This window comes from Campylobacter massiliensis (assembly GCF_014253065.1).
In the GTDB taxonomy this organism is placed as follows: Bacteria; Campylobacterota; Campylobacteria; order Campylobacterales; family Campylobacteraceae; genus Campylobacter_A; species Campylobacter_A massiliensis.
This window is the reverse complement of record NZ_JACLZK010000001.1, coordinates 1,254,140-1,276,231: the sequence shown is the minus strand read 5'-3', so window position 1 is coordinate 1,276,231 and position 22,092 is coordinate 1,254,140. Positions and strand designations below refer to the sequence as shown.

Annotated in this window: 20 protein-coding genes and 1 rRNA gene; 6 read left to right on the top strand and 15 right to left on the bottom strand. The window is 48.9% G+C overall.

The features are described from left to right. Positions 1–216: 216 nt before the first annotated feature. Positions 217–1,587, bottom strand: coding sequence for a GntP family permease (locus H7R39_RS06130; protein ID WP_185898392.1), 1,371 nt, complete (start codon positions 1,585–1,587; stop codon positions 217–219). A gap of 460 nt (positions 1,588–2,047) precedes the next feature. Here H7R39_RS06130 and H7R39_RS06125 point away from each other — a divergent pair, with 460 nt between their 5' ends. Then, complete coding sequence (locus tag H7R39_RS06125; RefSeq protein WP_185898391.1) at positions 2,048–2,818, top strand: hypothetical protein; 771 nt, start codon at positions 2,048–2,050, stop codon at positions 2,816–2,818. A gap of 433 nt (positions 2,819–3,251) precedes the next feature. On the opposite strand, the gene H7R39_RS06120 is transcribed toward H7R39_RS06125, so the two are convergent. The 5 genes from H7R39_RS06120 to H7R39_RS06100 form a co-directional block, all read right to left on the bottom strand. Beyond that, a complete protein-coding gene (locus H7R39_RS06120; protein ID WP_185898390.1) occupies positions 3,252–3,995 on the bottom strand; it encodes an AMIN domain-containing protein in 744 nt (247 codons plus the stop codon). 31 nt (positions 3,996–4,026) lie between these two features. After that, positions 4,027–4,293 (bottom strand): FtsB family cell division protein, encoded by a 267-nt coding sequence (locus tag H7R39_RS06115; protein WP_185898389.1) that lies wholly within the window; start codon positions 4,291–4,293, stop codon positions 4,027–4,029. Next, the gene (gene eno, locus H7R39_RS06110; protein WP_185898388.1) at positions 4,290–5,540 is read right to left on the bottom strand and encodes a phosphopyruvate hydratase; all 1,251 of its coding nucleotides are present in this window, start codon (positions 5,538–5,540) and stop codon (positions 4,290–4,292) included. Before eno ends, H7R39_RS06115 begins: the two co-directional genes overlap by 4 nt. Before the next feature lie 4 nt (positions 5,541–5,544). Then, on the bottom strand, positions 5,545–6,651 hold the full coding sequence (recA, locus tag H7R39_RS06105) for a recombinase RecA (RefSeq protein WP_185898387.1): 1,107 nt from the start codon (positions 6,649–6,651) through the stop codon (positions 5,545–5,547). Between the two features lie 111 nt (positions 6,652–6,762). Beyond that, entirely contained in the window at positions 6,763–7,857 is a 1,095-nt protein-coding gene (locus tag H7R39_RS06100; RefSeq protein WP_185898386.1) for a DNA adenine methylase, read from the bottom strand. 114 nt (positions 7,858–7,971) lie between these two features. Between H7R39_RS06100 and H7R39_RS06095 the strand changes: the two genes are divergently transcribed. From H7R39_RS06095 to H7R39_RS06080, 4 genes are read left to right on the top strand one after another with little or no spacing between them, the layout of a single operon-like run. After that, positions 7,972–8,838 carry a menaquinone biosynthesis family protein gene (locus tag H7R39_RS06095; RefSeq protein ID WP_185898496.1) on the top strand — a complete coding sequence of 289 codons (867 nt, stop codon included), beginning with the start codon at positions 7,972–7,974 and terminating at the stop codon, positions 8,836–8,838. After that, complete coding sequence (gene fliQ / locus H7R39_RS06090) at positions 8,838–9,104, top strand: flagellar biosynthesis protein FliQ (RefSeq protein ID WP_002953589.1); 267 nt, start codon at positions 8,838–8,840, stop codon at positions 9,102–9,104. Before H7R39_RS06095 ends, fliQ begins: the two co-directional genes overlap by 1 nt. Further along, complete coding sequence (locus tag H7R39_RS06085) at positions 9,101–9,886, top strand: UDP-N-acetylmuramate dehydrogenase (protein ID WP_185898385.1); 786 nt, start codon at positions 9,101–9,103, stop codon at positions 9,884–9,886. The genes fliQ and H7R39_RS06085 overlap by 4 nt, the downstream gene beginning before the upstream one ends. A gap of 56 nt (positions 9,887–9,942) precedes the next feature. Then, complete coding sequence (locus tag H7R39_RS06080) at positions 9,943–11,007, top strand: tetratricopeptide repeat protein (protein WP_185898384.1); 1,065 nt, start codon at positions 9,943–9,945, stop codon at positions 11,005–11,007. A 141-nt stretch (positions 11,008–11,148) separates the two neighbouring features. On the opposite strand, the gene H7R39_RS06075 is transcribed toward H7R39_RS06080, so the two are convergent. From H7R39_RS06075 to H7R39_RS06045, 7 genes are all read right to left on the bottom strand, one after another. After that, entirely contained in the window at positions 11,149–11,601 is a 453-nt protein-coding gene (locus H7R39_RS06075) for a hypothetical protein (RefSeq protein WP_185898383.1), read from the bottom strand. A 164-nt stretch (positions 11,602–11,765) separates the two neighbouring features. Continuing rightward, a complete protein-coding gene (locus tag H7R39_RS06070; protein WP_185898382.1) occupies positions 11,766–13,298 on the bottom strand; it encodes a phosphatase PAP2/dual specificity phosphatase family protein in 1,533 nt (510 codons plus the stop codon). A gap of 517 nt (positions 13,299–13,815) precedes the next feature. Then, entirely contained in the window at positions 13,816–15,852 is a 2,037-nt protein-coding gene (locus H7R39_RS06065; protein ID WP_185898381.1) for a bifunctional alpha/beta hydrolase/class I SAM-dependent methyltransferase, read from the bottom strand. A gap of 39 nt (positions 15,853–15,891) precedes the next feature. Continuing rightward, on the bottom strand, positions 15,892–16,446 hold the full coding sequence (locus H7R39_RS06060) for a DUF1287 domain-containing protein (protein ID WP_185898380.1): 555 nt from the start codon (positions 16,444–16,446) through the stop codon (positions 15,892–15,894). 7 nt (positions 16,447–16,453) lie between these two features. Beyond that, complete coding sequence (locus tag H7R39_RS06055) at positions 16,454–17,383, bottom strand: phosphatidate cytidylyltransferase (RefSeq protein WP_185898379.1); 930 nt, start codon at positions 17,381–17,383, stop codon at positions 16,454–16,456. Further along, positions 17,380–17,742, bottom strand: coding sequence for a hypothetical protein (locus tag H7R39_RS06050; protein ID WP_185898378.1), 363 nt, complete (start codon positions 17,740–17,742; stop codon positions 17,380–17,382). Before H7R39_RS06050 ends, H7R39_RS06055 begins: the two co-directional genes overlap by 4 nt. Next, a complete protein-coding gene (locus tag H7R39_RS06045) occupies positions 17,723–18,361 on the bottom strand; it encodes a lysophospholipid acyltransferase family protein (protein ID WP_185898377.1) in 639 nt (212 codons plus the stop codon). Before H7R39_RS06045 ends, H7R39_RS06050 begins: the two co-directional genes overlap by 20 nt. 738 nt (positions 18,362–19,099) lie before the next feature. Between H7R39_RS06045 and hcp the strand changes: the two genes are divergently transcribed. Beyond that, the gene (gene hcp, locus H7R39_RS06040; protein ID WP_185898376.1) at positions 19,100–20,428 is read left to right on the top strand and encodes a hydroxylamine reductase; all 1,329 of its coding nucleotides are present in this window, start codon (positions 19,100–19,102) and stop codon (positions 20,426–20,428) included. A gap of 660 nt (positions 20,429–21,088) precedes the next feature. On the opposite strand, the gene H7R39_RS06035 is transcribed toward hcp, so the two are convergent. Next, positions 21,089–21,685 (bottom strand): CDP-alcohol phosphatidyltransferase family protein, encoded by a 597-nt coding sequence (locus H7R39_RS06035; RefSeq protein WP_185898375.1) that lies wholly within the window; start codon positions 21,683–21,685, stop codon positions 21,089–21,091. A gap of 179 nt (positions 21,686–21,864) precedes the next feature. Then, a 5S ribosomal RNA gene (rrf, locus tag H7R39_RS06030) occupies positions 21,865–21,983 on the bottom strand. Positions 21,984–22,092: the final 109 nt, after the last annotated feature.

Sequence of the window (22,092 nt, the reverse complement as noted above, 5' to 3'; positions counted from 1 at the left end):
TCGGCTTTGCATCACAACTGCAAGTAGACCGTAATTCAAGCCCCTACCCCCTTAACAAGCAAGATTAAATTTAATGTGCAACGCTAAATTTAACCAAACCAAATTTAACATTTTCAAGATGCGGGTCTGGGCGGACAAATTTGAAAATTTACCGTTCATACCGTAAAGAGTGCAGTCTCGTCACGCCAAAACCGCACTCAAATTTAGCCGTCAAATTTACAGTAAAATCAGCGACGCTACCCAAACTGTCGCCATACCCACGATACCCATTATAAAGGTAAGCATCGTCTGGGTCTTGTAGCCCTGCTCCGGCGACATCTTGCTAAAGTTCGTAACGACCCAGAAGTAGCTATCGTTAGCGTGCGAAACCGTCATCGCGCCCGCAGCAATCGCCATCACCGTTAGCACCGCGCCCATCTCGCTAGTTAGCCCCAGCGCGCTCATCATCGAGCCGCTATCGGTGAAAAGCCCCATGATAGAGGCCGTCGTCGTAAGCGCCACGGTCGAGCTGCCCTGAGCGGTCTTGATGATAGCCGAGATGACAAATGGGAAAAATATGCCCACGGTGCCGATGAGATGGGCGTTTGCCTTCATAAACTCGACAAAGCCCGCTTTAGCGATGACGTTACCCAGCACGCCGCCCGCAGCCGTGATGAAAAGGATCGGTCCGACGATCTTTAGCGTTTCGTTAGTCATGAGGTTAAATTCGCCAAGCTTGCCCGTTTTAGCCAGCAAGATAACGGCAAATAGCACTCCAACGCCGAGCGCGATGATTGGGTTGCCTAAAAATAAAACGAAATTTGCAAACGAGCCTTTTAGCTTTAGTATCGAGACGACCGAACCCAGCGCCATCAGCAAAATCGGCATAAAAATCGGCGCCAAGCTCAAAAACGCGCAAGGCAGCTTACCGTGCTCTTTGATGATCTCGTCGTAGCTCTTGCCCACGTCTACGAGATCCTCTTTTAGGCTCACTTTTGTGCCGATAGTTTTAGCAAAAAGATAACCCGCGATGAGAACCGGTATCGAAACGACCGCGCCCACGGCGATGACTAGTAGCAGGTTGTGGCCTACGCCAACTAGTCCGGCAGCCGCTATCGGGCCTGGAGTCGGCGGTATAAACACGTGCGAGGTGTATAGGCCGCACGAGAGCGCGACCGCCATAGCTACGGGGTTGGCGCCGATTTTTTCCTTTATCGCGCGGCGGATCGGATCGAGTACGACGAAGCCACTATCGCAAAAGACCGGGATACCAACGATCCAGCCCATGATGAGCATGGCTAGCTCGGGGCGCTTGTCGCCTACGCAGCGCACGACCATGTCGGCCAGCTTTAGCGCCGCACCCGTCTTTTCTAGCGCCATACCGATGAGCGCGCCTAGGATGATGACGATGCCTATGCTTTTAAATATCCCGCTAAATCCCTCTCCGATGATCGCGGGAACCTTGACCAGGTCGATGCCCGCGACGACGGCTAGAGCTAGCGAAACGAGCATGATCGCTATAAAGGGGTGAACCCCGAACTTAGAAATCAGCACGATCATAACGACGACCGCGATGACGAAGCAGACGATGAGAGCAATACCGCTCATAACAGCTCCTTTCGGATAAAATTTTTACCTAGCGCAATATTACCGAAATTTGTTTTTAAAATATCTAAATTAGATTTGAAATTTTAGTTTCATTTTATAAAACGAGTGAATTTGACGGCCGATTATTTTGCGGTAAATGCGCGGGCAACTTTGGCGCGGTTAAATTTTGTTTTGAATTTAGGTTCGAATTTGGAGCAAATTTATCACAAAAAATGACTTGCGAGGTTAAATTTACGATATTATAATTCATAAAAACAAGCGTCAAATTTGACTACTAGCACTTGCCGAAGCTCAAATTTAACTCCACCTTAAGCCTTACGGCACTATCATTTTATCAATGATTTACAAAAGACGCGAGCGGTCAAATTTAAAGCAGTTGCGGGCTTTATTGACCTATATATTTTAGGCACGAGGCAAAACGTATCGTCTCTGTTTTGGCGACAACTAAAAAGGATACGCTATGGGTATAATAATCTTACTTTTTTACGTTATTCCTTACTTGGCAGTTAGTACCGTAGTTATGGTTATTACCGTAAAATACGCTAAGAAAATTTGGATCAGAGGCATAGTAGCGGCCGCGCTATTTTTGATTCCGACCTACGACATCATCATCACAAACATTCTTGGGGCATATTACTGCGCTACCGCTCCAAAGGCTTTTATAAAGGAGACGGTCGAGTATCCGGAAAGTATTTATTTTGAAAGACAAGAAATTTACGGCTACGGAGAAACAACGCATGAATTTATGATAGGTCAATATTTAAACGGCGTCAGTTTAAAAACTTTAGCATTAAATTTGCCCGATGGAAACGTTGCCATATATCATTACGAGAAAAATCAAGACGAATACGACAAGATAGTGCAAGAAGTCAAGCAAGAGCTAGGAGAAAAGTCGTCGCACTATAAAGATATCAAAGCCAGAATCGTCAAGATGATAGAGTCAAATAAAATCATAACTACGAAAGATAAAATGCCTAAAATAAACTATACCGCAATATTTGACGAGATTAAGCTAGATAAATTTAGCTCAAATTTTCTCATCGCTACCGAATTTAAGCTGATAAACAATAAAACATCCGAGATAATCGCATACAAAAGGGAGTATCATAACTATTACTACAATATGTTTCCGAACCTATCGACGGGAGGCAAAATAAATTGGAAATCGTTTTGCGATTGCGAAAAGTTGGATAAAGAAATAGGCGTTATATTTTTGGATGAATATTTATAAATATCGCCTATCCAAACAAAGCAATTAAATTTAACATCCGACTCTCGACTCAAAATTTATTTGGCAAAGCCGAGCCGACAAATTTAGTCGATAAATTTAGCAAACAGTCCGTACTTATCAGCTAAAAGATAAAGTCCTAAAAATAGCGCGGCGTATAAAACTGTTTTAAATATTTTTAGCAAGGTGTGCAAATTTGATCCTTTTTGCTTCGTTAAATTTGCGAAATATTAGCCAAATGGCGGTTAAATTTGAGTGAATTTGGAGGGCGATAAATTTGAAAAATGCGGGGAAATTTAAATAAAGGCAAATTCGGCTAAATTTAAAAGCCGAATTTAAAAAACAAAACGCGACAAAGGCTCAAATTTACCCCTCGTCGCGAGAAATTTATCGCTGTAAATTTACACGCCGAAAGCTCGGCGCGCAAAAATCAAATTTATCTAGAAAGCTTTAACAGATACCCGTCCTGCGTCTTTTCGATCTCGTGTTTATAGCTGCCGTCGAGATCAAAAACTACGCGGTAGAATTTGCCGTGCGAGCCAAAAAGAGCCGTTTTAAACGCACCGCAGTCAAGCTCGTCTTTTCTGGTATTTACGTCCGTTTGCGAGGCGAAGTCGATCACGACCTTGGTGCCTTTGTCGATCGAGTAGTCCTTTAGCTTCTCGTCGGTTGTGAGGATTTTTATCTGCATCGGATAGATCTCGAATTTCGTCTGCTTATAGACGATTTGCTTTTGCGGTTGCGGCTTTTCAAGAGGCTTGATGACGATGTCTTTTAGCGGCTCCTGCGTGGTCATGTTGCGCTCGGTAGGCTTTGGCGCGACGTCTATCGCAGCGGCTTTTGGTTCCTCTTTAGTGACCGAGACGTCGGGCTTTTCTACGACGACGGGCACTGCGATCTTGCTTAGCAAAAACTCATCCTGCCATGAGATGCTTTTGTTTATGTCGACGGTTTTTTCCTTGATGCTGCCGTCTAAGCTTTTGTATTTTAGCGTGACGGAGATGAAGTTTCTAGCGTCGGCGGGAAATTTGAAACTCTGCTTTTCAAAAGGTGGCAAATTTTCCACGACGTTGCTACTAACCATGCTCGCGTTTACGTCGCCCGAGGGCGCAAAAGGATTTTCTCTGCCAAAAGCCAGCCCGCAGGCCAGCGCCAAAAGCCAAATTTTACCGATTTTCATAACTCCCCCGTTTTTTAAATTTTCCGACTAATCAGCCGCCGCCCGGCTCAAGCTCTTTTAGCTCGAAATACGCCTTTTGCAGCTGGGCGTTTTGTTTTTTTAGCGTTTCGACGTCGCGTTCTAGCTGCGTTTTTTGCTCTTGCAGGCTTAGCATCACGTCTAGCGAGCGCTTGCCGAAGATTATGTTGCCCACGTAGATACCAAAACATATCACGCAAAACGCTATAAGCGTAAATCTGAGAAAAAGCCTGAAATCAAACGGCTTTTTCTCGACGTATTCGTCTAGGACTTCGCTCAAATTTGATTTCCCAAAAACTCGTCCGTCTCGCGCTCGATCTCGAGCAGGCGGTTGTATTTGGCGTTGCGTTCGCTTCTTGAGGTCGCGCCCGTTTTGATTTGGCCCGTATTCATCGCGACGGCGAAGTCCGCGATAAAGCTATCCTCGCTCTCGCCGCTTCTGTGGCTCATCACGCAGCGGTAGCCTTTGCGTTGCGCTAGGCGGATCGTCTGCATGGTTTGGCTAACTGTGCCGATTTGATTTGGCTTTATTAAAATCGCGTTAGCTACGCCCTTGGCGATACCTTCGCGCAAAATTTTCTCGTTCGTTACGAAAAGATCGTCGCCCACGAGCTGCACCTTAGAGCCAAGCTTGCTCGTTAGCTTCGCCCAGCCCGCCCAGTCGTCCTCGCTTAGGCCGTCCTCGATCGAAAATATCGGATACTTCTCGCAAAGCTGCGCATATCGCTCTATCAGCTCTTCGCTGCTAAATTCCTTGCCCTCTAGCTTATATTTGCCGTTTTCGTACAGCTCGCTGGCCGCGACGTCAAGGGCTAGCTTGATCTGCTCGCCTGCCTTGTAGCCTGCTTTTTCGATGGCCTGCATGATTAGTTTGATCGGCTCTTCGTTATCGTTTAAATTCGGCGCGAATCCGCCCTCGTCGCCGACCGCCGTGCTATGGCCTGCCGCGTTTAGAAGGCCTTTTAGCGTGTGGTAAATCTCAGTCGCCGCTCGCAGCGCGTCGCTAAATTTATCAAATCCAAACGGCATAATCATAAATTCTTGAAAATCCACGCTGTTGTTCGCGTGCGCGCCGCCGTTGATGATATTAAACATCGGCACGGGTAGCACTCTAGCGTTTGCGCCGCCCAGATAGCGGTACAAAGGCACGTCAAGGCTCTTTGCCGCCGCGCGCGCTACCGCCATAGATACGCCAAGCACCGCGTTTGCGCCCAAATTCGAGTAGTTATCGGTGCCGTCAAGCTCGCGCATCTCGTCATCAAGCGCCTTTTGATCGAAGGCATCCAGCCCGATCACGGCTTCGGCGATCTGCGAATTTACGTTTTCTACCGCCTTTAGCACGCCCTTGCCGCAGTATCTTTCGTCCTTATCGCGAAGTTCCAGCGCCTCGCGTTTACCCGTGCTTGCGCCGCTTGGGACTATCGCGCTTGCTACGGTGCCGTCGCTTAGAGCTACCGTAGCTTTTACTGTCGGGTTGCCGCGGCTATCGAGTACTTCTATCGCCGTTACGTCTTCTATAAATACCATTATTTTATTCCTCCGTATTTTCTTCTATGCTTTCGCTTTCGTCGTCGCTATCTTTGCCGCCCGCACCGCTTATTAGCTTATCTAGGCCGATCGAGCTTTTTATCGTCGCTACGATCTCGTCGGAGATCTCCGAGTGCTCTTTGAGATAGGCTTTTGCGTTTTCGCGGCCTTGGCCGATTTTAGCGGCTTTGTAGCTAAACCACGCGCCGCTTTTGTCGATGATATCGAGCTTCACGCCGTAGTCGATGATCTCGCCGTCGCGACTGATACCCTCGCCGAACATTATGTCGAATTCCGCCGTTTTAAACGGAGGCGCGACCTTGTTTTTCACGACTTTTACCTTCGTGCGGTTGCCGATAGGCTCTTCGTTTTGTTTTAGAGTGGCGATTTTTCGCACGTCTAGGCGCACGGATGCGTAAAATTTAAGCGCGTTACCGCCCGTAGTGGTCTCAGGCGTGCCGTAACCCATCGCGCCGATTTTCATACGAATTTGGTTGATAAAGATCACGGTCGTGTTCATCTTGTGCACGACGCCAGCGAGTTTGCGCAGCGCTTGGCTCATAAGTCGCGCTTGCAAGCCTACGTGCTGATCGCCCATGTCACCCTCGATCTCGCTTTTTGGCGTTAGAGCCGCGACGCTATCGACTACGATAAGCTCGACCGCGCCGCTTCTAGCGAGATTTTCTACGATCTCAAGCGCCTGTTCGCCGAAGTCGGGCTGACTGACGTAAAGATTTTCGGTATCTACGCCCAAATTTGCCGCGTATTTCACGTCCAGAGCGTGCTCGGCGTCGATAAAGGCGCACGTGGCTCCCGCTTTTTGCGCTTCGGCGATGATGTGTAGCGTCAGAGTCGTTTTACCCGAGCTCTCAGGTCCGTAAACCTCGATGATACGGCCCTTTGGGATACCGCCTATACCAAGGGCTAGGTCAAGTCCTAGCGAGCCGGTCGAGATGCTGTCTATCGCCTCGACTTGCTTGTCGCCAAGGCGGATCAGCGTGCCCTTGCCAAATGCTTTATCTATCTGCTTTAAAGCCGCGTCTAAGGCCTTTTTCTTGTCCGAATCGTTTGTCGGCGGGACTATCTTTTTCTCTTCTTTTTCTTTTGCCATCGGCTTCCTTAAATTTAAAATAATCGGGCTGATTTTATCAAATTTGAGATGAATTTTTGATTATTCGCGCAAATTTGACGCCGCTCGTTTGCGGTAAAATTTAGTCTAAATTTACGCCTTTTTTAAAACGTAAAGCAGCTCGCTCACGTGCGTCGGGCGGCTGGCTAGATTTCTACTGCCGCGAAAGGTGTTGTATTTTTTCTCCAAAATTTGCACTTCGCCAAGCCCGGCTAAATTTTGGCTAAATTCCTCGCGCGCTATGAAGCCCTCGGAGTTAAACGAGATGAGCACGAATTTTGCTTTTAGCTTTGAGATTAGCTCGAAAAACGCCGGCGCGGCGGCTGATTTTTGATTAAAAACCGAGCGGTTCCAGCCTCTAGCGATACCAGAAACCCGCGAGATTTCGCTCGGACGCTCGTAGCTAGCGATCAAATTTAACATAAAGTAGTTCGAGCCGTAGGGGTGCTGGTTATAAGGCGGATCAAGATAGACTAGATCAAGCGGCGGAAGCTCGGCGGCAAGCTTGTTTGCATCCCGACTTTGCACGTCAAATTCGACGTTAAAATTTGAAAAAACGGGCTTAAGCAGGCTGATGTCTGCCGTGATGCGAGATAGCGCGTGCTTGCCGCGTCCGCCAAACTGCCCAAGGCCGTCCTTATTTTTATGAAAACCCTTGAAAATGCCGCTGGTGTTAGCGTGCACGCTAGCCGAATACAGCAGCGGAGCGACGAAAAAAACGCGCAGCTCCTGCGGCACTAGCGCCTCGATCATCTGGCGCGCGGTGTCTATGTAGGCGGCGTTTTTTTTCGTGTAAAAGACGCGGTCCCTCGCTGAGATATTTGCCTCGTCTTTTGGCGCGTAAAGCTCGCAAATAAAGCCCTCGCGTAAATTTGCGCTGATTTCTCTAGTTAGCTTTTCATGCCAAAAATCAAGCTCTTTTTTAAATTTCGCGTCCGCGTTTGCGAGGTAGCACTCGTTTGTTACGCGGCTATAAAGCTCCAGGTCGTTTGCGACGATGAAATTTGCGTGGGATTTTAAAAACCGCGACACGATGCCGCTGCCGCTAAAAAGGTCGCAGCAGCTTAGCTTTTCTTTGCCAAGTGCGTGTTTTGCGATATTTACGCCTTGTTCGATGAAGCCCAAAAGCGAGCGTTTGTTGCCAAGATAAGTTAAAATTTGCTCTTTTAAATACGCCTGATTTTCCATATTTTTCTTTATAAATTCCGCATTTTTATGGCGATTGTAGCAAAAATTTACTATAATTTCGCAATTTAGCCGCGCGCGAAATTTAAAGCAGAGCAAAAAGGATAAAATTTGAAGATTTTTAAGCGTATAAACGTCGCTCATTCGCCCGACGCCGACGATATTTTTATGTATAAGGCGATTGATTTCGGTTGGGTAAGCTCCAAAAATCTAAAATTTAGCGCAACGGCTCTTGATATCCAGACGCTAAACGACGAGGCGCTAAAGGGCACATATGAAGCCACGGCGATTAGTTTCGCGCTATATCCTCTTATCTGCGACGAATACGCGCTTTTGCGCACGGCGGTGAGCTTCGGCGAGGGCTACGGACCAAAACTCGTCAAGAAAAAGGGCGCGGTTTTAAAGCGAAATTTCAAGGTCGCGCTAAGCGGCAAGCACACGACAAACGCCCTGCTTTTTCGCATGGCCTACCCGCAGGCGCGCATAGTTTATAAAAATTTCCTAGAGATCGAGGGCGCGGTTTTAAGCGGCGAAGTGGACGCCGGCGTGCTGATACACGAGAGCATTCTTGACTTTTCGGACGAGCTTTGCGTGGAACGAGAGATCTGGGATATCTGGAGCGAACTAGCGGGCGAAAATTTGCCGCTGCCGCTGGGAGGCATGGCGGTTCGCCGTAGCCTACCGATAACGGATGCCATCGAGTGCGAGCGCGTGCTAACGGAGGGCGTACGCATCGCCACCGCGCATAAGCCCTTTTTGTCGCACATGCTCATGGAGAGAAATCTTATCCGCGTCGATAAAGAAAAGCTAAAAACCTACCTAAATCTCTACGCAAACGATAGCTCCGTCTCGATGAACAAAACGCAGCTAAAGGCCGTAAGCAGGCTCTTTGCGCTTGGTTATGAGAGGGGATTTTATCCGCTGCCTATCGATGCCAAAAACTACCTCGTACCCGCCGAGTACAACGATATAAGGTTTAGCTAATGCAATCAACGCTCATAGAACTCGGTATCGAAACCTTTAAGATCGCGCTTTATCTAAGCTTCCCGATGCTGCTAGCGGGCCTGTCGGCGGGCCTTATCATCAGTATATTTCAGGCTACGACGCAGATAAACGAGATGACGCTAAGCTTCGTACCAAAGATCATCCTCGTCGTCGTCGTGATTATATTTTTGATGCCGTGGATGGTCTCGATGATGGTTGATTTCACGACGCGTATGATAGAGTTTATCCCAAATTTCGTGCAATGACGCAGCTTGTAGATTTTTCCAAATTTAGCTCGGTGCGAGTGGGCGGCGTGCACGAGGTGGCGGTGCTAGAGAGAATAGAGGACGCGCTAAAGCCGGAATTTGCCGGGCGCGTGATGATAGGCGGCGCGAACAACCTACTCATCTCACCAAACCCGCCCCCGATGATGATGCTAGGCAGCGCGTTTGATTATATAAACTTAAGCGGCGACGTGCTCAGTATCGGAGCTGCGACGAAATCGGGCAAAATTTACAACTTCGCCAAAAAGCATAATATCGGCGGATTTGAGTTTTTGCAAAATATCCCGGGCACGCTTGGGGGCCTCATCAAAATGAACGCGGGGCTTTGCGGCGTTAGCATCAGCGACGATCTACTCGCGGTACGGCTAGGGCGCGGCTGGGTAGAGCGCGAGAGGATAAGCTTTAACTACCGCAAAAGCGGGATAGATGAGCCGATTTTCGGCGCCGAGTTTAAAATCTTGCGCGAATTTGACGTAGCGCTCGCCGCCGATTTTGCCGCTAAACGCGCAAATCAACCAAAGGGCGCTAGCTTTGGTAGCTGTTTCGTAAATCCGCCGGGCGACTACGCGGGCAGACTAATCGAAGCGGTGGGGCTTAAAGGCTACGCGATAGGCGGAGCTAAATTTAGCGAGCAACACGCAAATTTCATCGTAAATTTTAACGCCGCGAGCTTTGCGGACGTGACGGGACTCATAAATTTAGCTCGCGAGCGCGTTTTGGAGCAGTTTGGCGTCGAGCTAAAAACCGAAGTAGTCGCGATTTAGGTTAAAAACATAGCAAAGAGGCTCTAATGCTTAAGATTACTCGCAAGGAGGGTCTTATGAAAAAGTTTGCTTTAACCTTGTTTTTAGCATTTTGTTGCCTGTCGGTAGCACAGGCCGGACCGAATCACAACGACGGCCTGGCCGCAAAATCAAAAGGCCAGTGGAAGGACGCGGAGAACTACTTTAAGCTAGGCTGCTATAAAGAAAAGGTCGATTCTTCTTGCAAGGAGCTCGGACAGCTTTATGAGTTTGGCAAGGGTTCCGACGTCAAAAAAGACTCCGGCCTCGCAAAGCAGGCCTATGAAAAGTGCTGCGAGATATCGTTCGGCAAGAGAAGCGACTGCTGCAACAAAGTAAAAGACAAAACGGCCGTAAGCGCTGAAAAAGGTTGCGAAAACAACGACGCGGCAGCTTGTATAGATTACGCTTACGAAAAACAAGACGTCAAATACTACCAAAAAGCTTGCGATCTGGGCTCAAATTTAGGATGCCTATGGACGGGCTACTCGTACACCGAGGGCAAAAACGGCGCCGAGCACGATCCTAAAAAGGGCTTTGAGATATTTTCAAAACTTTGCGATAGCGGCTACAATGATGGTTGTAAATTTGTAGCGATGGGCTACAGAGACGGCAAAGGCGTGGAGAAAAATATAGACAAAGCCGTCGAAATCCTAAGCCAAATTTGCCAAGGCGAAAGGTTTGACGGATGCGCGAAGCTGGGCGAAATATACCAGGACGATACCTACGGCAAAAAAGACGAGGTAAAGGCGTACGAATACTATCTCCTAGCCTTCACAAAAAAAGAGCATGAAGCCTCCGAAAAATACGTAAAATATAAAGACAACGCCGCAAAAGCTTGCAAAGCAAATATCGCACTGGGATGCGAATACGCGGGCTCTGCGTACTACCAAGAAAAGCAGTTTGCTAAAGCCGCGGAGTATTTTGACAAAGGCTGCGAGCACGGCCTGGTGGAGTCATGTCTGTTTGCGGGCCACACATACTACATGCCGCCGACTGAAAGCGGAGTCGCAAAAGATCTTGAAAAGGCTAAAATTTACTTCAAAAAAGGCTGTGATCTAGGCTCGGCTCAGAGCTGCAGCACGCTAGAAAATATCAAATAAACCTACGGGCGCAAATTTAACCGTTTGCGCCTAAATTTATCTTTCAGGCTCCATAAACCTACGAGTCAAATTTAACTAGCGCTTTGTATATTTAAGCGTGCTCGCGAGCCAAATTTGACCGTCAAATTTGGCTCCCAAACTCTAGCCCAGATAATAACCCGCCAAAGCCGCGGCAGCAACGAGGATAGTAAGCGCGGCGGTTAGTTTATATATCTGCAAAGCTCCCGTGTAGCGACTTTTCATATCGCGGATTTTAGGCGGTTTGCTAGTTAAATTTAGCTCTAAAAGCGCCGAGTCAAATTTACCGCAATCAAGCCTCCCCTCCGCAAAATCCCTAAAAATCAGCGTATCAAAATGCAGCCTAACGTGCAGATAAAGCAGAGCCGCAAAAGCCGCCAAAAAGCCGGCTACAACGGCAAAATGCGTAAAAATTTGAAGACAGACGGCCAGCTGAAGTAAATTTAAAAAGAAAAACAGCCTATGCGTCGCTAAAAATCTAGCCGTAACCAGCGCCAAGGCTCTGTAGTCCGTCCTTTGGCGGCATTCGCGCTCCCCGTTTTGCGCCGCTTTTTTGCTTTGCTCCGCATTCGTCATTTTCTCTCCTTATTTTGGGCGTTTGGTTAAATTTTCGTTCGTTTTCGCCGAGAATTTTGCAATGCCGCTTGTTTCCAGCCGACAGATTTTTTAAATTTAATCCCTCAAACCGGACTTGATCAAATTTGGCCTGCGCCTATTTCGCGCTTAAATTTGCCGCTTCTTTACTCCGCTTTCGAATTTGCGCGGGCTTCTGCGGCTAGCCGCACTATCCGCTCGCGCAGCGAGCTAGCGACTGCGATCTTTTCGCGGCGAGATTTTAGCAAATTTAGCGCGTCGTCAAAGCCCAGTCCCGCATAAATCACCAGCCACGCAAGCAGCACCGACGCGCTCCTGCCGTAGCCCAGCGCGCAGCAGACCAGCACCTTTTTGCCATTTGTCTCGGTGGTTCGTTCGTTTGAGTCCGTGAGAATTTGCTCCGCCTTGGCGTTTTTGCTTTCGTTTGCCGCGACGCACGCTAGCAAATTTACCCGCGAGTCCATTTGCTCGTTAAATTTAAAATCTCGCCCGTGCGTGCAGCCTGCCTTGGCGCTAAAATTTAATCCTAGCTCCGCCGCCCTTTGCGGTAAAGTTTCGCCGCCGCAAAGAGTCGTTTTTATGAGCCGTTCAAGCTCGTCCGCGCTGCGTTTTAGCTCGTCCGCGCTCGGCGTTATCATATCTAGCATAGGCACGCTCGCGTAAATTTGCGCGCCGCCAGGCCGCTCAAACTCGGCCGCGCAGTCAAGCACCGCGTCAAATTTGCCCGCCTGCTTAACCGAGCCTAGATACAGCCCTGGCAAAATCTCGTCTGAAAGCCGGCGTCCGCGCAACCAAAAGAGCGCATTTAGCCGCGCGACACAAAGATAGGGAAAAAGTAAAGCTTTGGCCGCGAAAGCGTGACGGCCTTGCTCGTTTTTAGCAAAAACTCCCGCGCCCAAAAACGCGTAACCGCAAGCAACCAGCGCGAAACTAAGGCTCGCCCAAGATAGCCACAGCATCCACGCGCCCCAAATTTTAGCCCCCAAAATCGCCGCAAAAAGCGTCAAAAACGCAAGCCCTAGATATAGCGCCGCCCATTTGTAGCGAGCAGCCTCCCTAGATATAGCAAAACTAAGCGGCGCGCCGTCTAGCGGGCGAATCAGTAGCACGAGGCAGCCCGCGGCCAGCCCCGTCGGAATGTCGATAAAATGGTGCTGATACGTGGTCAGCACGCTAAGACCGATGAGCGCAAACCACGCCGCAAGTGCCGCCTTAAGCCAAACCGCGCGCGCCTTGCGAAGGTAAAATGCGCCTACCACGACGCAAAGTATGATGTGCAGCGACGGGGCTTGATTAAACGGGAGGTCAAAGGCGGCGAGGCTCGAGAACAAAAAGCCGCTAAGGCCCGAAGCTGTGGGCTTTTCCCACGACATTTGCAGAGGAAATGCGATAAAAAACAGCGTCGCGATGAGCTGCGCAGCAAGTAGCTGCGTGACATAACGCGCGAGCTCCCCGGCGTCACGGCAGAGGAAAAATCCAAGCGCATAGAGCAAATTTAGCGACCAATACGGCACGATGCTCCACGCCCAAAACGGCACCGCGCGCTCCCACGCGAAATAGATCTCGGGTACGTTTGCGCGGGCGCTCGCGAGGGCGTTCGTGGCGCCGTAGCTAGCGTAAAATATCGCGGCAACTACGACTAGCGCGGCCAGCTGCGATAAAAACAATTTCGTTTTCATTTTTGCCTTTTTTGCTAATTCTATCAAATTTTAGCGGATTTGCGCCTTCATGACTTAATCGTCCGAGATCGCTCGCTTGGCGCAAATTTGTAAATTTTACTCGCCGATACCCGCATCTTTAAGGTACTAAATTTGAATTAGTCAAATTTAGTTAGATTCTTTTCGTAAAAAACAACCGTCTAAGGTTGTTTTTTACTTTATTGTAAAGGGGGTGGGGCTTAAATTGCGAAGTCGCTCCCCACCCCTTTAATCCCCCCCCTACGACGCTTTTAAGGTGGCGACATTGCTTTGCCTTACAGGCAAAGCGTCGCGGGTTTAAATTTACATTTTCAAGGTGCGGGTTTTGGCGGCTCAAATTTGTAAATTTGACTTCAAATTTGAACGTAAAACAATAAGGCGAAGTATCGTGAGATGATTTTAAATGTTTTGAAGTAAATTTCGTCCCAAGACTAGACACGTAGTCTGTCGCAGGGCGAAATTTACGAAATCATTTAAAAGCGCGCGCGAGACAAGCCGCTTAAATTTTAACAGCCAAACTCACGCTAAATATCCCATCCCCATCTATCCACTCTTTTACTTTCTTAAATCCCGCATTTGCCACGAGCTGATCCATCTCGGCTTGGCTGCGGCGGCGCATGATCCATGCCGCACCCTGCCTGTGGCTAGATAGAGCGCGCGCGATCATCTCAAGCTGCGGGTGCCACGGCTGGTTGGTGTAGATGAGGTAGCCGCCGCTTTTTACGCTGCTTGAAAAGCCTTGTAGCGCGGTGCGCACGACCGAGTTATCAGGGAAAAGTTCAAACAGCCCAGACACGACGCCTAGCGTATATGCATCCTGCAGGCCCTCGTAGCTAGCGGCGTCAAAGGCGTTTGCCTGCGTAAAGCTCGCGACGTCCTGCAGCCCGCGCTCTTTTATCATTTCGCTGCCGGCTTTTACGTTTATGTCGCTGTAGTCGCGCAGCGTTATGCGCTCAAATTTATGCCCCTGCGCGGCGTCTAGTATGTATCTGCCGTGTCCCGAGGCGATGTCGAGCAGTCGTAGCGGCTCGCCTCGCTCCTGCAGATTTGCCACGGCTTGATCGATAGCTAGCTTGATATTTCGTTTGCGCTCTCTGATACCGCGCCAGCCGATGGCGTTTAGGTAAAATTTATCGATAAATTTAAAAAATTTATTCGCCCCTTGCGGCTCGTTTCGGTAGACGTAGTCAAGCGTACTGCCGCTATCGTAGCCGGTATTTTCGCCGATCTTTAGTCCGCCGACCCACGGTGAAATCGCCTGCATACCAAACCTTTGAAACTTAAACATCAAATTTTTCGGGCTAAATCTCGGCAGCGGCGTAGCTAGCCTATCGGCCTCCTCGCGGCTAAAGCCGTATTCGTCCGCATGCGTGCAGTCCACCTCGCTAAAAGGCGCGCTAAACCTCTCACCGACGAACTCGCGCACGATCTCAAACGCCCTCTCCCGCTCGCTTTCGCCCAGCGTATCGTGGTAAAATCCCTCTAAAATCTCGCGCCTTTTTACGCGCGCGCCAAGAGCGTTGTAAAACTCGTGCTGCGGGGCGTGCTCTACGACCCAATCATCGCCCGAGATCAGCAGCAGCGTAGGCGTCGTGATAGCCGCAGCGTCCGAAACCACGCGCTGCGCCGCTTCGTAAAGCCCCAGCAGTATGCGCACCGAGATCGCGCGAGTGATGAGCGAGTCGGCGTCGTAGCTGGCCTGACGCTGTTTGTCGTGCGTGAGATAGTGAGCCTTGACGTAGCTGTTTACGAAAAAATTTCCGCGGGCGCGGTAGATCGCCTTTAGACCCGCTCTAGCAAACGGTACGTAAAGCTTCACGCTAAACGCCGGACTAGCCAGCACCGCGCAGCGAACGCGCGGAGCGTAGTCGTGCAGCCACGCCGAGACCAGTACCGCGCCCACGCTCTGGGCTATCACGGCTAAATTTTGCGTCTCAAAGCCGAATCTCTGCTCGATGTGCGCCACAAACTCGTCCACGTCGGCGATGAGGCGGCCGATACTCGGCGCGTCGCCCCGCTCGCCGTCGCTCCTGCCGTGTCCGCGCTGATCCCACGCAAAATAGCTCAAACTCTCGTCCGCTAGCCCCTCCGCCACGTGCGTCGTCCTACCCGAGTGCTCGTGCCCGCGGTGAAAAATCGCTACGGCTTTGGCGTTTGGCGCGGCTTTAAATTTGAGATTTTGCTCGGCAATTTCGCTAGGCGTCTCGCTCAAATTTGACGCGGCGCATTTGCCTGTTTCGTTTAAATTTGAGTCCGAGTTTTCGCCGCCGTTTGGTAGATTTTGCTCGCCAAGTTTACCTTCGCCGCTTGAGCCTAACTCCGTATTTTCATCCGCGCCGCTTGCTCGCTCGTCGGTCAAATTTGACGTTTCGTTTGAAGTTTGGACGCCCAAATTTGATCCGTCAAATTTGCCGTCCTCGCTCAAATTTACTTCGCCTGCGCCCGGGTTTTCGCACGCTACGTCGCTAGCTAGGCGGTATCTGTAAAATATCCTCGCCCCGTCGCTCGTTATAAAATAGCTCTCTTTAAACTCCATTTTTTCGCCTTTCTCGCTTAAATTTATCGATTTTTCTACTTATTTTATCCTAAAGTGCCCCGTTATCTCGTAAACATTTAGCACGTCCTCCTCCTGCGCGCCAAGCCCGATATTATGGATCACGAGCGGGTTTTTGTTAGCGGCAAATTTATCCGAAACTATGCCGATGTGCGGCCTGCCGTTATCCAGCCGCCACGTCACGATATCGCCGGTCCTAAACTCGCCCTTCGTCTCGTAGCCCTTGCGTTTTAGATAGGTCGCGATGTTTGGCACGCGGCGATGATCGATGTTTTTGTCGGTCTTTTTCGCGCCCCAGTTTTTTGGATAGGCGTTAAAATTTGCGCTCATGTCCTCGTGGATGAGCCGCTGCAGATCGATATCCTGCCCGCGCAGCGCCCTAACTACGACGTCGGTGCAAACGCCTCTTATCATATCCACGTCGCCCATCGGATAGGCTAGCCTCTCGTACGAAGGATCGTAAAACAGCGTCCGTCCGACCTGCGCTCTAGCGTCTTGCACGAGCTTTTCGGCCGAAAATGCAAAGGCAAAATTTGCCGTCAGCGCTAAAAGTAAAATTTTGCTCCAAATTTTCATTAAACCCTCACGCGTAAAAATATCTAACTATGTGAAAAAATATCGGCGCCGCAAAGCACAGCGAGTCCATACGGTCAAGCATCCCGCCGTGCCCGCTGATCATATAACCCCAGTCCTTGATGCCCAGATCGCGCTTGATCGCAGACATAACAAGCCCTCCTAAAAAGCCCATCATGCAAACGGCAAGCCCGATAAAAAACGCCCCTACCGCGCCAAAAGGCGTGAGATGATGCAAGCACGCAGCCAGTGCGCTAGCGCTAAGCACCCCGCCCGCAAAGCCGACCACGGTCTTAGACGGACTGATGCTAGGCGCGATCTTGCGCTTGCCAAAAAGCTTGCCCCAGACGTACTGCAGCACGTCGCTAGACTGTACAACCAGGATCAAAAATAGCATCAGCTCCATGCCGTTACCGCGCTCAAGATCCAGCAAAAGAAGCGCGGGGATGTGCGAGATACAAAACACGCAGATCATCAGCGCCCACTGGATCTTCGTCGAGCGCTCTAAAAAATATACCGCATCGCCGCAAATAGCCGCCAAAATCGGCAAAAACAAAAATCCGTAAACCGGGATAAATATCATCGCCATCGCGTACCAGTCGGCATAGATAAAGATATACTGCGCGGGCAAAATCACGTAAAAGCACGACACGAGCGCGATATGATCGCCCCTGCGGATGTAGATGAGCGACAAAAACTCGCGCAATGCAGCAAAAGATACGAGCAAAAACAAAAATATCACGGCGTTTTTGCCCATATACGTAAACGCAAAAATCACCAAAATCATCGCCCACCAGGCGTTTATGCGCGAGGTCAAATTTGCAATGGTTTTGTTCTCGGCGCCTAATTTTGCCTTTAGCATAAAGGCAACGACGCTAGAGACGACTAGCACTGCGATGAGTCCTAAAAATAGATTTAAGATATGATTTTGCGGGTTCATTTTAGTGCCTTTCGGTTAAATTTAAAGCTAAATTTGACGTCTGTTTTGAAGCGCTCCCAGCTAGTCAAATTTGCGCACGTTTGATTTGCTCTGCGGACGGTTTGGGCGGTTAAATTTATTGGCGAAAAATGCTCGCGCTTTGAGCCTGCGTTTGGGTCAAATTTGATTTGCGGCGAGGCGAGCATTTTAGCCCGGGCTTTATTTTTAAATTTGACGCTTCTAGCCGCCGCTCTCAAAGGCTTGCCGTCAAATTTGCCGTAAAGATCGGTCACAAATCTCCCAGTCTTACGTGGCGGATTTACGGAGCTCAAATTTACCGCCATCGCCAAAGCCGCCGCGCTAGGCTTTCGTTCTATCATTTTGCGTATCGCTCATCGCTAGTAGCGCGTCCTGCGTCTTTTGTAAAAACTCGCCCTTGCCCTCGCCGCCGTAGATTATCTCCTCGCCCACTATCAGCTCGCAAAGTAGCGGGATGGGTATTATAAAGCCTTTAGGCAGGACATTTCGCGCATTTTTGATCCATACGGGCACGAGCGGGACGGCGGGACACTGCTGCGCCAGGCGGAAAATCCCGCTTTTAAATGGCTGCAGCGCTAGATCGTCGTCCGTCTTGCGCGTGCCTTCGGGAAAGATGATGAGAGAGTGCGTTTTTAGCGCCTCGCTCATTTGCGCTAGCGCCTCTAGCGGATCTTTATGACGGCTGATTAGCAGCATATTAAACACGTTTTTAGCAAGAAACCTGCGCACCGGCCCGCTCTCCCAGTACTCCGCCGCCGCAACTGGGCGCACGAGCTTTCTCGCGCGGTAAGGCAGCGAGACGAAAATCAGCAAAAAATCGCCGTGGCTAGCGTGGTTCGCGTAGTAAATTTTAGTGCCCTCGCCGATGTTTAAAAGCTCCTGCGGCGGCCGCACGCCCGTGATAAATATCGTGATGCGGCAAAGGATAAAATCAAGCGCGGCCGCTAAAAACTCTTTCATCTTTCGTCCTTTTTGTTAAATTTGCCCTGTTTGCGCGTCAAATTTGACGAGTAACACAGATTTGCGGCGACAATTGCTTGCGAACGAAGCGGGTTTGAAGCTCGGGATTTTAACTCGCAAACGCTCATGATACTCCAAATATAAGCTTAACGAAACTTAGGCAGATTTTAGCTGCGACTCTAGCTTGCCGCCTACAAAACCCTTATCGATTTTAAAAATATGATAAATTTCTTTTATAGAAATATCGCTTCGATTGTTTTGTATTTTTGCGGTATTATACCTAAAATTCGTATTCTTTAAGCGAAGCAAGCAATTGTCTCCTTGCCCCTGCGGTTGCTACGCCTTGGAGAAATACCCTTAAATTTGCCGACCCATGTTTCTTGATCGTTTTGCGCGTTAGCGAGTTTGGCTACACAGCCCGCCGATCTCCCGCAACCACCCTGACTTCGTAGAGCCGTCAAGATTGCCATCGCGCCATAGTATCGGCTCGTTTGTTGAGCGATTTTACTACCCGAGCATAGGTCGTGCCGCTCGCGATTTTGTCGTTAGAATTTTAAAATTTGACTCAAATTTGCATAACGCCCCAGCCGCCACAAGAGCTCAAATTTAGCTCGTGAAATTTAAATTCTCATTTTATAAATAATTTTGATAAATTTTCGCCGTTTCTTGACGGCGATCAAGTCGTTATTATAAATAAAATCTTAAAATCTATAACTAATTCTTTATAAAGGATTTTCTATGAGTTACAATCAAGAGATGTTCTGTCATCAGTGCCAAATGAGCGCGCCTGAGGGTTGCGGCGCCAAAGGTCAAGACCGCGGCACCTGCGGTAAAACCTCCACGCTGGCGTTACTTCAAGACACTATGGTTTTCGGACTTAAGGGGCTTAGCGCCTACCGCCACCACGCGCACGAGCTCGGCGCCGATACTAGCGCGGTCGATACCGTTATGGCAGACACGCTGTATTTCACGCTGACGAACTCAAATTTTAACTTTGACGAGCATATTGCGCAGCTGATGGCCGTCGGAAGCGCGGGCGTGCAGATGATGGATATTTTAAGCGAGGCGCATACCGCAAAATTCGGCGTACCGACCCCGGTCAAGGTAAGCCAAAACAAGGTCGAGGGCAAGGCTATTTTGGTTAGCGGTCACAACCTGCACGCTCTTGAGGCGCTGCTAAAGGCGACCGAGGGCAAGGGCATCAATATCTACACCCACTCCGAGATGCTCCCTGCGCACGGCTATCCACAGCTTCGCAAGTATCCGCACCTAAAGGGCAACGTCGGCAAGGCGTGGTTCGATCAGACTAAGCTTTTTAACGAATTTAAAGGCGCGATTTTGATGACCACGAACTGCATCGTGCCGCTTCGCTCATCCTGTAGCTACGCGGACAGGCTGTTTGGCTACTCTATCGCGGGCACAGACGGCGTCAAACATATCCAAAACGACGATTTTACGCCGCTCATCGAGTGCGCGCTTGCATGCGGTGACGTGAGCATCGACAGCGACGAGAGCTTGGTAACGGGCGGACACTACAAGACGATTTTAAGCCTTGCGCCGCAAATTTTAGACGCGATCAGCTCGGGCAAAATCCGCCGCTTCTTCGTCATCGCGGGCTGCGATGCGCCTGGCAAAGGACGAGAGTATTACCGCGAGCTAGCGCTTAGCCTGCCGAAAGACTGCGTGATTTTGACCTCCAGCTGCGGCAAATTCCGCTTCAACGACGTGGATTTCGGAACCGTGCCCGGCACCGAGCTTCCGCGCTATATCGACCTTGGTCAGTGCAACGACAGCAACGGCGCGGTCAAGATCGCTCTGGCGCTTAGCGAGGCTACGGGCATCGCGGTAAACGATCTGCCGGTCTCGATCGTGCTGATGTGGATGGAGCAAAAGGCGGTCATCATCCTGCTTGCGCTGCTTAGCTTGGGCGTTAAGAATGTCAACGTGGGCCCTACGGTGCCTGAGTTTTTCAACGACGAAATTTTGGGCTTTTTGGTGCAAAATTTCGGCCTTCGCCTAATCAGCGGCGACGCGCAGGCGGATTTGAAATACTTCCTGGGCGAGTAATCTTTTAGGGCGCGCGAGAAATTCTGCGCGCCCGTTTCGCCGCCGTTCGCGTTTGTAAATCCGCTTGCGCTCGCTAAAATTTAAAATTCGGCTGGGCGGCAAATTTCGTTTTACAACACGAGCATTACATAGTCTTTGCTTATTAAAAAGCGATCTTAACCACCAAACCTACACTCAAACAAAAATACCCACTCGCTCCTCTGCTTTAAATTCCATAAACGCGTTTGCCTTAGCAATAAGATAACTTTAGTAAAAACCGAGTTTATAAATTTGACATACTCGCCAAATTTAGTTTTTTGTACGGCTATCGCAAGCTCTTATTTTAAATTTGACTAGCTTGCGTCGTCCATAAATTTGGCTATCTTTTTAATAAAGTTTTTGCCGCGGCCATGCTACATTTTTTGGCTATTTTTTTAAAGAATTTATCTGAGTACGGATTGTGATTTATTGCTTGCCCACTAAACATATGCTAGTTTTATAAAACCTTTAAACTAAATTTGGCCGCAACCCTAAACTACGCCAAATACTATATCATTGCAGCTGGATATTCTTTTGGGATTTATATCGTTTGATTTATGGGAGTCTAGGCATAAATTTGCAAAAATACGTCATCCTATTTTTTGCTTCATTCCTTAAATTTATGCCGTGTATTTTATTGAACTAGCTTTTTAAGCCCATTCTGACGCGATTTATGCAGGTAAGCGCAAGCAAAAACACCACCGCATAAAGCACCCAACTAAACCATGAGGGCAGCTGACCCAGTACCGCATATATAGTACCGATAAGTCCGAACACGAATGCGCGGTCACTCTTACCCATAGGGCCGTCGTAACGCCTACCGCTACAGTGTACCTGCCCTAGGACGCCTAAAAACTCGCTCATAAAGGCTAGAAAGATAATAAGCGTGATAATGCCCCATCCAAATGGCGCCACGAAAGCAAACGGTAAATAAAGCGCGGCATCTGAAATAACGTCGGCAGCTTCGTTTAGATAACCTCCAAGCGGGCTTTTTTGATTAAACTCGCGAGCCAGCATACCGTCGATAGCATTTAACGCCATACGTAAAAACATCCAAATAGGTAGCAGAAAAAATAATGCTGAAATATCGGAAAATTTAGCAAGTAGCGCACCTAATAAAATGGAGATAATGCAGGCTAGAAGCGTAACTTGATTTGCCGTAATACCGGCATTATAAAGATGCTTTACTAACGGACGAAGCAGGTTTTGAAATTTGGGTTTTAGCTCGTAAATACTCATGATACTCCAAATAATTTTAATTTAGCATTTTCTCCTAAAAATACTTGAATAAAGTTTAATAAAGGAGCGCACCAACAACTTCATCAATCCAAGAACAGACAACATATTACAAGACAAACAAACTAAAGAATACAGAGTGTAAAACAAGGGAGTAAATAGTATAAAAGAATAAAAAACAAAGCCCGCAACGACCTACTTTCCCGACATCCCAGTAAGGGAGAGTATCATCAGCCAGGACGAGCTTAGCTTCTTGGTTCGAGATGGAGCAAGGCGTTTCCTCGTCTGTATAGTCACGGGCAGTGTTAAAGAAATAAACTATATTAATTTACTTCTTTAACACTGCTATTTAATTGTTAAAAGTCAAATCTCATTTTAACTAAAACAAGATCTTGATAAGGTATAGATTA

Bases quoted from the DNA above. Each gene is read 5' to 3' on its own strand.
- H7R39_RS06080 (WP_185898384.1), top strand. From the start codon at position 9,943: ATGAAAAAGTTTGCTTTAACCTTGTTTTTAGCATTTTGTTGCCTGTCG.
- eno (WP_185898388.1), bottom strand. From the start codon at position 5,540: ATGGTATTTATAGAAGACGTAACGGCGATAGAAGTACTCGATAGCCGC.
- H7R39_RS06035 (WP_185898375.1), bottom strand. From the start codon at position 21,685: ATGAGTATTTACGAGCTAAAACCCAAATTTCAAAACCTGCTTCGTCCG.
- H7R39_RS06065 (WP_185898381.1), bottom strand. From the start codon at position 15,852: ATGGAGTTTAAAGAGAGCTATTTTATAACGAGCGACGGGGCGAGGATA.
- H7R39_RS06075 (WP_185898383.1), bottom strand. From the start codon at position 11,601: ATGACGAATGCGGAGCAAAGCAAAAAAGCGGCGCAAAACGGGGAGCGC.
- H7R39_RS06125 (WP_185898391.1), top strand. From the start codon at position 2,048: ATGGGTATAATAATCTTACTTTTTTACGTTATTCCTTACTTGGCAGTT.
- H7R39_RS06060 (WP_185898380.1), bottom strand. From the start codon at position 16,446: ATGAAAATTTGGAGCAAAATTTTACTTTTAGCGCTGACGGCAAATTTT.
- H7R39_RS06045 (WP_185898377.1), bottom strand. From the start codon at position 18,361: ATGAAAGAGTTTTTAGCGGCCGCGCTTGATTTTATCCTTTGCCGCATC.
- H7R39_RS06130 (WP_185898392.1), bottom strand. From the start codon at position 1,587: ATGAGCGGTATTGCTCTCATCGTCTGCTTCGTCATCGCGGTCGTCGTT.
- recA (WP_185898387.1), bottom strand. From the start codon at position 6,651: ATGGCAAAAGAAAAAGAAGAGAAAAAGATAGTCCCGCCGACAAACGAT.
- hcp (WP_185898376.1), top strand. From the start codon at position 19,100: ATGAGTTACAATCAAGAGATGTTCTGTCATCAGTGCCAAATGAGCGCG.
- H7R39_RS06085 (WP_185898385.1), top strand. From the start codon at position 9,101: ATGACGCAGCTTGTAGATTTTTCCAAATTTAGCTCGGTGCGAGTGGGC.
- H7R39_RS06120 (WP_185898390.1), bottom strand. From the start codon at position 3,995: ATGAAAATCGGTAAAATTTGGCTTTTGGCGCTGGCCTGCGGGCTGGCT.
- fliQ (WP_002953589.1), top strand. From the start codon at position 8,838: ATGCAATCAACGCTCATAGAACTCGGTATCGAAACCTTTAAGATCGCG.
- H7R39_RS06055 (WP_185898379.1), bottom strand. From the start codon at position 17,383: ATGAACCCGCAAAATCATATCTTAAATCTATTTTTAGGACTCATCGCA.
- H7R39_RS06050 (WP_185898378.1), bottom strand. From the start codon at position 17,742: ATGATAGAACGAAAGCCTAGCGCGGCGGCTTTGGCGATGGCGGTAAAT.
- H7R39_RS06070 (WP_185898382.1), bottom strand. From the start codon at position 13,298: ATGAAAACGAAATTGTTTTTATCGCAGCTGGCCGCGCTAGTCGTAGTT.
- H7R39_RS06100 (WP_185898386.1), bottom strand. From the start codon at position 7,857: ATGGAAAATCAGGCGTATTTAAAAGAGCAAATTTTAACTTATCTTGGC.